Origin of the sequence: Gilvimarinus sp. DA14, from assembly GCF_024204685.1 — a bacterium.
Taxonomy (GTDB): Bacteria; Pseudomonadota; Gammaproteobacteria; order Pseudomonadales; family Cellvibrionaceae; genus Gilvimarinus.
Map to the genome: position 1 here is coordinate 422,412 of NZ_CP100350.1, position 12,370 is coordinate 434,781.

12 protein-coding genes are annotated in these 12,370 nt (G+C 53.9%); 10 read left to right on the forward strand and 2 right to left on the reverse strand.

Annotated elements, in window-relative coordinates; translation table 11 throughout:
• Positions 1-19 precede the first annotated feature (19 nt).
• Entirely contained in the window at positions 20-3,001 is a 2,982-nt protein-coding gene (rne, locus tag NHM04_RS01745) for a ribonuclease E (RefSeq protein ID WP_254265336.1), read from the reverse strand.
• A 673-nt stretch (positions 3,002-3,674) separates the two neighbouring features.
• Between rne and NHM04_RS01750 the strand changes: the two genes are divergently transcribed.
• The gene (locus NHM04_RS01750; protein ID WP_254265337.1) at positions 3,675-4,670 is read left to right on the forward strand and encodes an RluA family pseudouridine synthase; all 996 of its coding nucleotides are present in this window, start codon (positions 3,675-3,677) and stop codon (positions 4,668-4,670) included.
• 3 nt (positions 4,671-4,673) lie between these two features.
• Positions 4,674-5,312 carry an HAD-IA family hydrolase gene (locus tag NHM04_RS01755; protein ID WP_254265338.1) on the forward strand — a complete coding sequence of 213 codons (639 nt, stop codon included), beginning with the start codon at positions 4,674-4,676 and terminating at the stop codon, positions 5,310-5,312.
• Here NHM04_RS01755 and NHM04_RS01760 read toward each other — a convergent pair.
• Positions 5,284-5,901, reverse strand: a complete 618-nt coding sequence (locus NHM04_RS01760; protein ID WP_254265339.1) for a nucleoside triphosphate pyrophosphatase — start codon at positions 5,899-5,901, stop codon at positions 5,284-5,286. The genes NHM04_RS01755 and NHM04_RS01760 overlap by 29 nt on opposite strands.
• Before the next feature lie 192 nt (positions 5,902-6,093).
• On the opposite strand from NHM04_RS01760, the gene NHM04_RS01765 reads away from it, so the two are divergent.
• The 8 genes from NHM04_RS01765 (at position 6,094) to pabC (ending at position 12,368) form a co-directional block, all read left to right on the forward strand.
• A complete protein-coding gene (locus NHM04_RS01765) occupies positions 6,094-6,636 on the forward strand; it encodes a YceD family protein (RefSeq protein WP_254265340.1) in 543 nt (180 codons plus the stop codon).
• 55 nt (positions 6,637-6,691) lie between these two features.
• Positions 6,692-6,874, forward strand: a complete 183-nt coding sequence (gene rpmF, locus NHM04_RS01770; RefSeq protein WP_020209689.1) for a 50S ribosomal protein L32 — start codon at positions 6,692-6,694, stop codon at positions 6,872-6,874.
• 27 nt (positions 6,875-6,901) lie between these two features.
• Positions 6,902-7,894: a phosphate acyltransferase PlsX gene (plsX, locus tag NHM04_RS01775; RefSeq protein WP_256527057.1), complete on the forward strand. Its 993-nt coding sequence runs from the start codon at positions 6,902-6,904 to the stop codon at positions 7,892-7,894.
• A gap of 49 nt (positions 7,895-7,943) precedes the next feature.
• The gene (gene fabD, locus NHM04_RS01780; protein ID WP_254265342.1) at positions 7,944-8,879 is read left to right on the forward strand and encodes an ACP S-malonyltransferase; all 936 of its coding nucleotides are present in this window, start codon (positions 7,944-7,946) and stop codon (positions 8,877-8,879) included.
• 29 nt (positions 8,880-8,908) lie between these two features.
• Entirely contained in the window at positions 8,909-9,652 is a 744-nt protein-coding gene (fabG, locus tag NHM04_RS01785; RefSeq protein WP_254266671.1) for a 3-oxoacyl-ACP reductase FabG, read from the forward strand.
• Between the two features lie 188 nt (positions 9,653-9,840).
• Positions 9,841-10,077, forward strand: coding sequence for an acyl carrier protein (gene acpP, locus NHM04_RS01790; protein WP_020209685.1), 237 nt, complete (start codon positions 9,841-9,843; stop codon positions 10,075-10,077).
• 153 nt (positions 10,078-10,230) lie between these two features.
• Complete coding sequence (gene fabF / locus NHM04_RS01795) at positions 10,231-11,475, forward strand: beta-ketoacyl-ACP synthase II (RefSeq protein ID WP_254265343.1); 1,245 nt, start codon at positions 10,231-10,233, stop codon at positions 11,473-11,475.
• 23 nt (positions 11,476-11,498) lie between these two features.
• Positions 11,499-12,368: an aminodeoxychorismate lyase gene (pabC, locus tag NHM04_RS01800; protein ID WP_254265344.1), complete on the forward strand. Its 870-nt coding sequence runs from the start codon at positions 11,499-11,501 to the stop codon at positions 12,366-12,368.
• Positions 12,369-12,370: the final 2 nt, after the last annotated feature.

Sequence of the window (12,370 nt, forward strand, 5' to 3'; positions counted from 1 at the left end):
TTTTATTCAATTTGCCCGATTACTGAGCAGGCTTGCCGTTGACCCTCGGGTCATTGCTGGGACGCTGCAATGGCCGAGGGTTGTGGTTTACCCGTGCCGGCTGACTGGTATCCAGCGCTCTCGGCAAAGGGCGACTGCGAGTTTCGGTCAGAATCCGCACCTGCTGCACAGGCTTGGGGGTAACACGTGGATCGTTTTGCGCTCTGCTGAATTTGCGCACTGAGGTCTGGGAGCCATCTTTGCTCGCGATTGTCAGGGTTTTTTCTTGCCCTTTCGCAGCAGAGGTTTTCTCTTCGTCTTCTGCAACCGTTTCGTTGGCTTTCGCTTCAGTGATTTCAGCTTGCGCAGGTGCTGGCTCCTCGGGTGAAGGTGTGTCCGCCTGAGGCTGCGCTATCGGTGTTTCTTGCACAACGGCTGCTTCCGCCTCTACCTTGGTGTCGTTCTGCGAAGGCTCCGACACAGGGTTTGCTGCGGTGACAGGCTGTTCGCTTGCTTGTTCTGCCGCTGCAGTTGCGTCGATCTCGTCTTGCTTTTCCTTTTCGGCTACCGGCTTCTCTGTCGAGGTGTCGCCTTCTTTAGTCACGGCATCCGCTTCGACCTTGACCGGCTCCTGTACTTCTGCCTCAGGTTTCTCGGCGGGAGCCTTTTCTTCTGCAGACTTCTCTGACGATCTAACTTCGGCCTTACTGACTTGTTCGGCGGGCTTGCGTTCTTGATCGCGCTCCATCTTAGCTTGCGGCTGCTGATTGCCGTCGGCCGCTTTTGGGGCGCCGGCTTCTTTTGCCTTGTCGCTCGTTACTGATGCTTTGTCGCTGGCTGTTGGCGTTTCTTGTACGGCAGCTTCTTGAGCATCGATCGCCTGGTTGACCTGGGCGTGCAGCTCTTGGTTAGAGGTGCTGTCCTCACGGCGACGGCGGCGTTGGTTGCCGCGGCGGCGACCGGAAGGGCGTTTGGCCGGGCGTTGCTCATCATTGCCTGAGCTGCTCTGGTTTTCCTCCGCCGGGTTTTGTGGCGAAGCCTGGCTATTGCTGTCGCTGTTTTTACCCTCGGGTTGATTGTTGCGCTGCTCATCGCGGTTGCGGTTGCGATTGCGGTTGCGTCCGCGACGATTGCGGTTGGGGCGCGACTCTGAGCGCTGCTCGCCGTTATCTTTATCTTTGCTATTGCGGTCTTTGCTTTCGCTTGGCTCTTTTTTGCCTTTTTTGCTCTTGTCGTCGCTCTCGTCCTGACGGCGTTGACGGTTCTGTGGGCGACTGCGGCGCGAGCGTTGATCGCCACCTTTGCGCTTGTGCTTGGGGGCGGGCTCGGGCTTCTCCTCACCTTCGAACAGTTCCTGCAGCCAGCTGATAAGACGAGCAATTAGGCCCGGCTCGGCCTTGGCCACAGGTGCGGGCGCCTGCTCGGCAGGTGCAGTAGGTTGAACCAGTGGCTGAGGCAGCTTAACGGGAGCGGCCTCAGTAATCTGCTCGTGTTCGGTGTGCTCTTCAGAAGCAACAATCTTATAGCTGGTTTCCAGGGTGCCTTCGTCATCATCGCGAAGTCGTTGTACTTCGAAATGCGGAGTGGTCATCTCATTGTTGGGTACAACTACTACACGGGTGTTGTTGCGCTGCTCAATGCTGAAAATGGTTTTGCGCTTTTCGTTCAGCAGATAGGTGGCTACAGACGTTGGCGCAATGGCGCGAATTTCTGCGCTGCGCTCTTTCTGCGCCTCTTCCTCTACCAGACGCAAAATAGACAGTGCCAGCGAGCGAGTGCCGCGAATGGTGCCCTGGCCATTGCAGCGCGGGCAAACCTTGGAATGTACTTCGCCCAAGCTTGGGCGCAGACGCTGACGCGACATTTCCAGTAGGCCAAAACGCGAGATGCGGCCAATCTGTACGCGCGCGCGATCCATTGCCAGGGCATCGCGAATGCGGTTTTCTACCTCGCGCTGATTGCGACTTGCCTGCATGTCGATAAAGTCGATAACCACCAGGCCGCCCATATCGCGCAAGCGCAATTGGCGCGCAATTTCATCGGCTGCTTCTAGGTTGGTTTGCAGTGCAGTCTCTTCAATGTCGCCGCCTTTGGTGGCGCGCGAGGAGTTGATGTCGATAGAAACCAGTGCCTCGGTCACATCGATCACAATCGAGCCGCCAGAAGGTAGCTTTACTTCGCGCTGAAAGGCGGTCTCGATCTGGCTTTCGATTTGGTAACGGTTAAATAGGGGGATGTCGTCCTGATATAGCTTAACCTTGCTGCCAAAATTAGGCATGACTTGGCGAATAAAGCCTGAGGCCAGGTCGAAAGATTCTTTGTTGTCGACGATAACTTCCCCGATATCCTGGCGCAGGTAATCGCGAATGGCGCGGATGATAACGTTGCTTTCCTGGAATAAGAAAGTAGGGGCCTTACAGTTTTGCGCTCCCTGATCGATCGACTCCCAAAGCTGTAGCAGGTAGTTTAAATCCCACTGCAATTCTTCGGCACTGCGGCCCACGCCCGCGGTGCGGATAATAATGCCCATGCCATTGGGGATTTCAATCTGGCTCAGGGCGTCGCGCAATTCGGCGCGATCTTCACCTTCGATGCGGCGCGAGATGCCGCCGGCGCGAGGGTTGTTGGGCATTAAAACCAGATAGCGTCCGGCCAAACTGACAAAAGTCGTGAGGGCTGCGCCTTTGTTGCCGCGCTCTTCTTTATCGACTTGAACGATAACCTCTGTGCCTTCTTTAACAACGTCTTTAATCTTGACGCGGCCGTCGGAATCACCGGGAGATTTAGCAAAATATTCGCGGGAGATTTCTTTGAGTGGTAAAAAGCCGTGACGCTCGGCGCCGTAATCAACAAACGCGGCCTCGAGGCTGGGTTCAACCCGGGTGATTCGGCCTTTGTAAATATTGGCTTTTTTCTGTTCGCGGTTGCGGTTTTCAATATCCAGGTCGTACAGCCATTGGCCGTCAACCAGTGCTACGCGCAGCTCTTCTGGCTGGGTAGCGTTTATCAGCATTCTTTTCATGCGTTTCCTAGTCTTTCCTGTTGGGCGCAGCGGGCCCCTGGCGACTAATCAACGCTGTGTGTCTTGCACAGCCATATTGCGCTCTGCGTCCTGAGGGAGGCAGTGGCGGCTGTCGGATTGTTATTGAACTTCGTCGTCGGTTTGTGCGCATTAGGCGCTGGTTTTGCAAACCGAAGTGTCAATATTGTCTTTAAAATCCGTTTTACCGAGTTAGCCGGGTCTGTCCGGCGCTGTCATTTTGCTTGTCTGTGCAGCAGGCAAATGCCTTCTTTCCTATGAGTCTATCGGGAGCAATTGGTGCTCTCTCATCGTTCAAGTTTCTGCCAGAGATCAGCTGGTATATTACAAAACACATCGAGCGGATTAATCGCATTGCGCCTGCTGCGCAATGGTTTTGGTGTTCGCGCTGCCTTAAGCTTGGCTTAGCTAAATAGCTTTGGGCGCGCGTCGCACCTCTCATCACTTCACCTGGTGCGCCACGTCAATCGTATATTAAGTTGGGCGGCACCTCGGCTGGCAGCGGTATTTCCTCGCGACACGCCTGATACGCAATGTCCGGAAACCTGCCTGTCCCAGCAGGGCCGAATATAACAGCTAAGGCAAAGCGCGGCAAACGTATTTTTGCCGCTGTCGGATGTGCCCGCGCAAAGCGAATACTGGTAAAATCCGCGCCATGAATACAAAACCTCCCTCTTTTAATGACCTTGATGAGCGCTTTAGTCAGGTTCAGTATCTCACTATCGATGCCGATCAGGCTGGGCAGCGGGTAGATAATTACCTGGTGGCACGGTTAAAGGGGGTGCCGCGTACACACGTTTACAAGTTGCTGCGCAAAGGCGAGGTACGGGTCAATAAAGGGCGGGTGCGAGCCGAGAGCCGCCTTGCCGCGGGCGATGTAGTGCGCTTGCCACCGCTGAAAGTTGCCCGTCGCGAGCCTCCCAAGCAATTAAGTCAAGGGTTAGGCAGGCTGCTGGATCAGTCGATCCTGTTCGAAAGTGATGGCTTGTTGGTGGTTAATAAGCCGCCCGGGCTTGCTGTACACGGTGGCAGTGGTGTCAGTCTCGGTTTGATTGAAGCTTTGCGTCAGCTGAGGCCTGAGGCTCGTTATCTTGAGTTGGTCCATCGGCTGGATAGGGATACCTCCGGTTGCATTATGGTGGCCAAAAAACGCAGTTATCTTCGATTTTTACAGCAGTCGCTGCGGGAAAAAACAGCCGGGGCAGGCGGTATTACCAAGGTTTATCAGGCGCTGGTAGTGGGTGCCTGGCCTGTTAAAGCGCATAAAGTGGATGCGCCCTTGCTTAAGCTTGAGGCTTCTGGCGGTCGCGAGCGTATTGTCAAAGTCCATCCCGAGGGCAAACGCAGCCTGACCCAGTTTAAGATTTTACAGTGTTATCAGGGGTTTACTCTGGTCGAGGCGAGGCCAATTACTGGGCGTACGCATCAAATTCGTGTGCACGCTCAGTACAAAGGTTGCCCCTTGTTGGGGGACGAAAAATACGGTCGTGATGATGTGAATGAAAAGATGCGTCGCAATGGTGCAAAGCGGCTGTTTTTGCATGCCAGTGCGCTGCGTCTATGTCTACCTGACGGGCAAGAGATTATGGTTGAGGCGCCTTTGCCGGGTGATCTGCAGTCAGTCTTGGGTGGCTTAAGGCCGGAGGAGTAGGCTTTGCTGTATATCTTTGATTGGGATGGGACTCTCAGCGATTCCACTGACACCATAGTGGCTGCCATGCAGCGCGCCGCCGAGGATATAGGTTGGCAGCGGCCGGAGGACGATACGGTGCGCAATATAATCGGCCTGGGTTTGCCGGAGGCTTTACGGGTGATGTACCCGGATGAATCAGTACAAAGTCTGGATGCTATACGTGACCGCTACCGACATCATTACCTGCAGATGGACCAGGCCAAGCCCGCAGAGTTATACCCCAGGGTTCAGGAATCCTTGGATAAGTTGCGGGCCGATGGGCATATTCTGGCGGTAGCGACGGGTAAAAGCCGCAAGGGACTCGATCGTATTTTTGCGGCGATGGGGCTTGACGGATATTTTCATGCCAGTCGTTGTGCCGATGAGACAGCCTCTAAGCCGGACCCTTTGATGTTGCATCAGCTGTTGGCGGAGTTATCTGTCCCCGCCGCTGAAGCCGTAATGGTAGGCGACACCGAGTACGATATGGAAATGGGGCGGCGCGCCGGAATGGCGCGTATTGCAGTCAGTTACGGAGCTCATAAACCCGAGCGCCTGTATCCTTACGAGCCTGAGCTGTGCATGAGTTGTTTCAGTGAAATTCTGTCCTGGCGTCGCTAGGTTGCGATTTGAGCACATCGATTCCCACTTTACCCAGTAGCTGTGTAAGTCTTATCAGTGGCAGGCCGATGAGGGCGTTGGGATCATCCCCCTCCAGTCGTTCGAATAAGCTAATGCCCAGAGCTTCGCATTTAAAGCTGCCAGCGCAATCATAGGGCTGATCCTGCCTTAAGTAATAGTCTATTTGCTCGGTGGTTAGAGGGCGAAAATATACGCTGAAGCTTTCCACCGCAGTAAGGGGTTTCATTTTCAAGGAGTCCAGTAGGCACAGGCCGGTATAAAAAGTTACTTTTTTGCCGCTCGCCGCTTGCAATTGAGCCAATGCTTTTTCATGGTTGCCGGGCTTGCTGCAGGGGGTGCCGTCCAGGCTTGCAACCTGGTCGCTACCAATAATCAGGTGAGAGGGGTAGGTGGCCGCCAACGCTTCGGCTTTTTGTTGCGCCAGGCGCAGGGCCAGTTCGTGAGGAGTCTCATGCGGTATAGGTGCTTCGTCGATCTCGGGCGATACCGCAGTAAAAGGTAGGTTCAGCCTTTTCAGCAGTTCGCGACGCTGAGGCGAGCTGGAGGCGAGTACAATTTCTCGTTGCATTGGTGTTGTCTCCGCTGTGCTGGTACGGCCAGTGGCGCCGAGCCGGCTTGGGCGTTTTAGGGGTTGAGTGCCACTGTTGCGGGTTCCAATTAATTCGCGGGGCACTTAAATGGCCCGATACCTTGTATTTATTGGCCGAAAAGGTCAAATGTCTTTGACAGATGGACGGTCTATCCCTATTATTGCGCGCTTATGTCTCAAGCACCCTCAAGTCAGTCATTGCCAAGGCGCGGCGACCCGCGTAAATACGCCCAGCAGGGCGTAGAATTGACGGGCGTTTTGGCTCTTGAGGCGCTGCCGCGTCTACAGGGTGCAGTGGCTGGTGACAGTGCGAGTTTTCAGGTGCTGTTATCGTTCCGAATTGATGAAGATGGCAAAAAGGTACTGGAAGGAGCAATTGACGGCGAGGTCAGTATGATCTGTCAGCGTTGTCTCGACCTTGTTCAGGTGCCTTTAAGTTGTAATCTGAGGCTCGGTATTGTGTGGAGTGAGGATCAGGCTCGGGCCTTGCCGCGCGATCTCGATCCTTGGGTTGTAGGTGAGGGTGCAGCTGACTTTTACGATATCGTGGAAGAAGAGTTGCTGTTGAGTCTGCCGGCGGTGGCCTATCATGACTATGCGTGTGTTCCCAGTGAGCACTTTCGCAGTGAGGCACCCGAGGCTGAGGTAAGCAGTAAGCCCAAGCAAAACCCGTTTCAAGTTCTGGAGCAACTTAAAGGAACGCCGAAAAAGTAGTCTGGTCTACCAGAGGCGCCCCTGCTTCAGTTTATTGTTATATAGGAGTTAAATCATGGCCGTTCAACAAAACAAAAAGACACGTTCTAAGCGCGGTATGCGTCGTTCTCACGATGCGCTGACCGGGCAGACCCTGTCTGTAGATCCTACCAGTGGTGAAAAGCACTTGCGTCATCATGTGACCGCCGACGGTTTTTACCGTGGTCGTAAGGTGATCGATAAAGCATCTGACGAGTAAGTTGTCTGGCAGAAAGACGATTTAACATTGTCTACTCCAATACGACTGGCACTTGATGCTATGAGCGGGGACTTCGGTCCCCGCATTACTATCCCCGCTGCGCAAAAATTCGCGCAGGCAGTACCCCATGTTCAACTTCATTTGTTCGGTGATCCGGAGGCCATTAACGCCGCCGCCGACCGCCCCCTCTCTAGCAATATCAGCATACAGCCGACGCAAAGTGTGATTGCGATGGATGCCGACCCGCGCCAAACATTGCGCCAGGGAAAGGATTCGTCCATGTGGCAGGCGTTACAGGCGCTTGCTGATCGCAGGGTTCAGGCCTGTGTCAGTGCCGGTAACAGTGGCGCATTGATGCTGATTAGTCGCCGTGTGCTAGGGGTTATTCCAGGTGTAGAAGTACCGGCATTCAGTAAAATTATGCCGGTGGAATCGGGCTTTACACTGATGCTAGATCTGGGAGGGAATCTACACTGCAGCGCCGAGCAGTTGCTGCAGTTTGCCCGCATGGGGCAGGTTCAGGCCAGGGCTTCGGGGATCGAAAACCCGAGGGTTGCGCTGCTTAATATTGGAGCGGAGGCGGGTAAGGGAACCCGAACTATTCGCGATGCGGCGCAGCTACTGAAAAGTGCTAAGGATATAAATTTTTCCGGTTACCTTGAGGCTGACGCCATTTATACCGGTGCTGCAGAGGTAATCGTAAGCGATGGTTTTAGTGGCAATATCGCCCTTAAAACCAGCGAGGGTGTGGCTAGGGTGCTAACCCGCCGAATCGAGAAGAGCTTTTCGACCGGGCTGGGGCGTTTGGCGGGCCTGCTAATCTGGCCGATCGTTAAAAGTTGGCGCGCCGAGTTTAACCCCGACGCTTATAATGGCGCAGTGCTCGCTGGGCTTAACGGGGTGGTAGTCAAGAGTCATGGTGGCGCGGGAGTAAATGCTACCGTCAATGCCCTGAACTTGGCGCTTGAGCAAGCGCAAACAGCGGTGCCAGAAAAAATCGCTACTGCCGTTGCCCGGTGAATAGGAGCAACACAAGATTTTAGTTCTAACCATATAAGAGTTAATGATTATGACCGTAGCAAATCTCGCATTTGTATTTCCGGGGCAGGGATCGCAGAAAATTGGCATGCTCGCCGAACTTGCGGCCCAGTATCCTATTGTTGAACAAACTTTTGCTGAAGCTTCGCAGGTGCTTGGGTACGACCTCTGGCAGCGTGCGCAGCAGGGGACTCAGGAGGAGATTAACCTAACCGAATGCACTCAGCCTTTGTTGCTCACGGCGAGTGTTGCTTGTTGGCGCGTTTGGTGTGAGCGAGGCGGCGCTGCGCCGGCAATGATGGCGGGTCATAGTTTGGGCGAATGGTCGGCCTTGGTGTGCGCGGGCGTGGTTGCTTTTACTGATGCTGTTGCCCTGGTGCGCCAACGGGGCAAGCTGATGCAAGAGGCAGTGCCGGCTGGCGTAGGCGCCATGGCAGCGATTATTGGCTTGGATGACGCAGAGGTTAAGTCTGCCTGTGAAGCGTCAGCGCAAGGCGAAGTCGTAGGGCCGGTGAATTTTAACTCGCCGGGGCAGGTAGTAATTGCAGGGCACGCCGATGCGGTGGCACGTGCTATTGAGGCGTGCAAAGAGGCAGGAGCCAAGCGCGGCTTGCCGCTGCCGGTTAGTGCTCCTTTCCATACTTTATTGATGCAGCCAGCTGCGGAGCGTCTTGCTGAACAGGTTCAGGCAACTGAGTTTAATGCGCCCCAGGTGCCTGTGGTGCACAATGTGAATGCCGCGGCCGAGTCGGATCCAGAAAAAATTAAAGCGCTGATGATTGAGCAAATTTATTCGCCAGTGCTATGGGTTGACTGCGTTAAAACCATGCAGGCGGAAGGTGTCGAGCGCTTGATTGAATGCGGACCTGGCAAGGTGTTGGCCGGTCTTGCAAAACGGATCGATCGCGCTATCAGCGCGACTTCAGTGGAGACTCCCGAGGAGTTCGAAGCGGCTTTAGCCTCCTAGAAAGTCACTAAAGGATATTTTATAAGATGATGAATTTAGAAGATAAAGTGGCACTTGTAACTGGTGCAAGCCGCGGTATTGGTGCGGCGATTGCCGAACAGCTCGGTGCCGCCGGTGCCGTGGTGGTTGGCACCGCGACCAGCGAAAAAGGCGCCGCCGCCATTACCGACAATATTCAGTCTGTGGGGCACAAGGGGTGTGGCATGGTGCTGAATGTTACTGAGCCGGAATCGGTAGCCGAATTGCTCAAGCGGGTTACAGATGAGTATGGCGCGCCAGCAATATTGGTAAACAACGCCGGTATCACCAAGGATAACTTGCTGATGCGCATGTCCGATGAAGAGTGGTTTGACGTGATCAATACCAATCTCAGTGCAGTGTATCGATTGAGCAAAGCTGTATTGCGCGGCATGATGAAGGCTCGCTGGGGGCGTATCATTAATGTCGGCTCCGTGGTTGGCTCTATGGGCAACCCAGGGCAGGCGAACTACGCGGCAACTAAAGCCGGTGTAGCGGGTTTCGCGCGTTCACTGGCGGCTGAAGTTGGTTCGCGCGGTATTACCGTGAATACTGTGGCGCCTGGGTTTATCGATACCGATATGACCAAGGTTTTGCCGGACGAACAAAAAGCGGACTTGCTAAATCGCATTCCTCTTGGCAGGCTGGGCAAGCCTGAGGAGATTGCCGCAGTCGTGAGCTTTTTGGCTTCTGACGCCGGAGGTTATGTTTCCGGTGAGACTATTCAGGTGAATGGCGGCATGTATATGGGATAATTGCTTTTCTAAGCAGTTGTTTTTTATAAGAAAATACTCGCAGGGGAAAGTTTTTTTGCCCGATGCGTTACAACGCGGCGAAATTCGATGTAAAATGCGCGTCGATTTCGCCGTAGATAATCTGGAACCGCCACTGTGGTTCGGGTGACGGTTTCGTCGATACTACCTACTAGGAGTTGAATTAGATCATGAGCAGCATTGAAGAACGCGTAAAAAAAATCGTTGCTGAGCAACTGGGCGTTAAAGAAGATGAAGTGAAAGCCGAGGCTTCTTTCGTTGAAGATTTGGGCGCGGACTCTCTGGATACTGTAGAGCTGGTGATGGCTCTGGAAGAAGAGTTTGAAACCGAGATTCCGGATGAAGAAGCCGAGAAAATCACCACTGTTCAGTTGGCTATCGATTACATCAATGCCAATCTGGCCTAATCTGCGCATTCTTTGAATCCAGATTCAGCGAAAGCCGTATTATTGAAAAATAGTACGGCTTTTTCTTTTTTAGTATCGCGTGCTCGTGCATGTCGGTATTCAATCAAACAGGCGAGCAGAGCATTCGCGTTTCTGCAGCGGGAGATTAAATAAGTGTCGCGTAAGAGAGTAGTTGTTACCGGGTTAGGTATGGTCAGTCCCTTGGGGAATACGGTGGCGGATACCTGGGATGGGATCTTAAACGGTAAGAGCGGTGTCGCTCCGATCACCAGCTTTGACGCCTCTGCGTTCAGTACACAATTTTCCGCGTCGGTGAAGGATTTTTCTGTCGACGGTTATTTTGCGCAAAAAGATGCGCGCAAGATGGATCGTTTTATCCAGTTCGGTATGGTTGCTGGCATTCAGGCCATGCGTGACTCGGGGCTTGAAGTTACCGAAGAAAACAGCGCCCGTATGGGGGTCTCTATTGGCTCTGGTATCGGCGGTATTGGCACTATCGAAGATGGCACCTTGGTCGTTGAGCAAAAAGGCCCACGCCGTATGTCGCCGTTTTTTGTGCCGGGTGCAATCATCAATATGATCGCAGGTAACTTGTCTATTCATTACGGCTTGCGCGGGCCAAACCTGGCCGTTACCACCGCGTGCACTACCGGTACCCACTGTATCGGTCTGGCAGCTCGCTCCATCATGTACGGTGAGGCGGATGTGATGCTCGCTGGTGGCGCGGAAATGGCGACTACGCCAGTAGGTTTGGGCGGTTTTGCTGCTGCTCGAGCTCTCTCCGGGCGCAACGATAATCCGCAGGCGGCCAGCCGACCCTGGGATAAAGACCGCGATGGTTTTGTACTGGGTGATGGCGCTGGGGTTTTGGTGCTGGAAGAGTACGAGCATGCCAAAGCCCGTGGTGCGAACATTTATGCTGAGCTGGTCGGCTTTGGTATGAGCGGCGACGCCTACCACATGACGTCTCCTCCAGCCGACGGAGCAGGTGCGGCCTTGTCGATGCAAAACGCGATCAAGGACGCCAATATCGCTCTCGAAGACATCAACTACATTAACGCCCACGGCACTTCTACTCCGGCAGGGGATGTGGCTGAGTGTCGGGCGGTGAAATCTGTGATGGCCTCAGCGGTTGATCAGGTGGCGGTTAGTTCCACCAAATCTATGATTGGTCACCTTTTGGGCGCCGCCGGTGCCGTAGAAGCGATTTTTAGTGTGCTTGCTATTCGCGATCAGGTGGCTCCGCCCACGATTAATCTCGACAATCCAGACGAAGAGTGTGGTGATATCAACCTTGTGCCGCATACGGCGCAGGAAAAAGAAATACACGCTGTGCTGTCGAACTCGTTTGGTTTCGGTGGCACCAATGGTTCGTTGGTGTTTTCGCGCCTGAAGTAAACCTACCGTTAAGATATTGGGCAATGGCCGCTAGCAATATGCCGCAAATCTGGATTGATGGCACACCTGCTGCCGGTCTTTCCCCTCTGGACAGGGGACTGGCCTACGGAGATGGTGTGTTTGAAACTATTTCCGTGAATCGTGGTGCGCTACCTTTACTGGCCTATCATTTACAGCGTCTGCAGCGCTCCGCTGCCGAGCTGGCCATCGATTTATCCGATGCAGCTTTAGCTCGCGCAATCGAGCCAATATTTGCGCAGCTTAACTCTGTTAGTTTTGGTGTGATAAAGATCATTTTAACTCGAGGTGATGGCGGCAGGGGGTATGACCCGGCGGGCGCCGAGCGAAGTCGACTGATCTGTTTTTATTTCCCGGCCGATGCGGCAATAGCAAATGAAAAAGAGCCCTGCACTGTGCGTTTGTGTAAGCAAAGACTCGGGCGCAACCCGACGCTGGCAGGGCACAAACACTTGAGCCGTATCGAGCAGGTAATAGCACGCGCCGAATGGAGTGACTCGGCCATTGCAGAGGGTATCTTGTGTGATTCAGAGGGCGAGGTCATTGAGGCTACCTCGCATAACCTGTTTATATGGCAAGATGATACTTGGCTGACGCCCTCGTTGGATCAGTGTGGTGTAAAGGGGGTCATGCGACAATTGCTATGCGAGAGTATCATTCCCGCGACGGGCGCTAAAGTGCGCGAGGACTCGCTACGGCTTGAAGATATAAAAGCCGCCGAAGAGCTCTTTATTTGCAACAGCGTTAAAGGCGTTAGGCCTGTCGGCGAAATCGTGGATGACGAAGGAAATCTTTGGTTTAGACTGCCGAGCAGTGATCGTGCTCAGCAGCTGCAGGCTGCGGTGAACATGTATTTCGAAAAGGCTGTAAATTAATG

Excerpts from the sequence above, each read along its gene's own strand:
- NHM04_RS01765 (WP_254265340.1), top strand. The coding sequence starts at position 6,094 with ATGTCTCAAGCACCCTCAAGTCAGTCATTGCCAAGGCGCGGCGACCCG.
- rne (WP_254265336.1), bottom strand. The coding sequence starts at position 3,001 with ATGAAAAGAATGCTGATAAACGCTACCCAGCCAGAAGAGCTGCGCGTA.
- rpmF (WP_020209689.1), top strand. The coding sequence starts at position 6,692 with ATGGCCGTTCAACAAAACAAAAAGACACGTTCTAAGCGCGGTATGCGT.
- NHM04_RS01760 (WP_254265339.1), bottom strand. The coding sequence starts at position 5,901 with ATGCAACGAGAAATTGTACTCGCCTCCAGCTCGCCTCAGCGTCGCGAA.
- acpP (WP_020209685.1), top strand. The coding sequence starts at position 9,841 with ATGAGCAGCATTGAAGAACGCGTAAAAAAAATCGTTGCTGAGCAACTG.
- fabG (WP_254266671.1), top strand. The coding sequence starts at position 8,909 with ATGAATTTAGAAGATAAAGTGGCACTTGTAACTGGTGCAAGCCGCGGT.
- pabC (WP_254265344.1), top strand. The coding sequence starts at position 11,499 with ATGGCCGCTAGCAATATGCCGCAAATCTGGATTGATGGCACACCTGCT.
- NHM04_RS01750 (WP_254265337.1), top strand. The coding sequence starts at position 3,675 with ATGAATACAAAACCTCCCTCTTTTAATGACCTTGATGAGCGCTTTAGT.
- fabD (WP_254265342.1), top strand. The coding sequence starts at position 7,944 with ATGACCGTAGCAAATCTCGCATTTGTATTTCCGGGGCAGGGATCGCAG.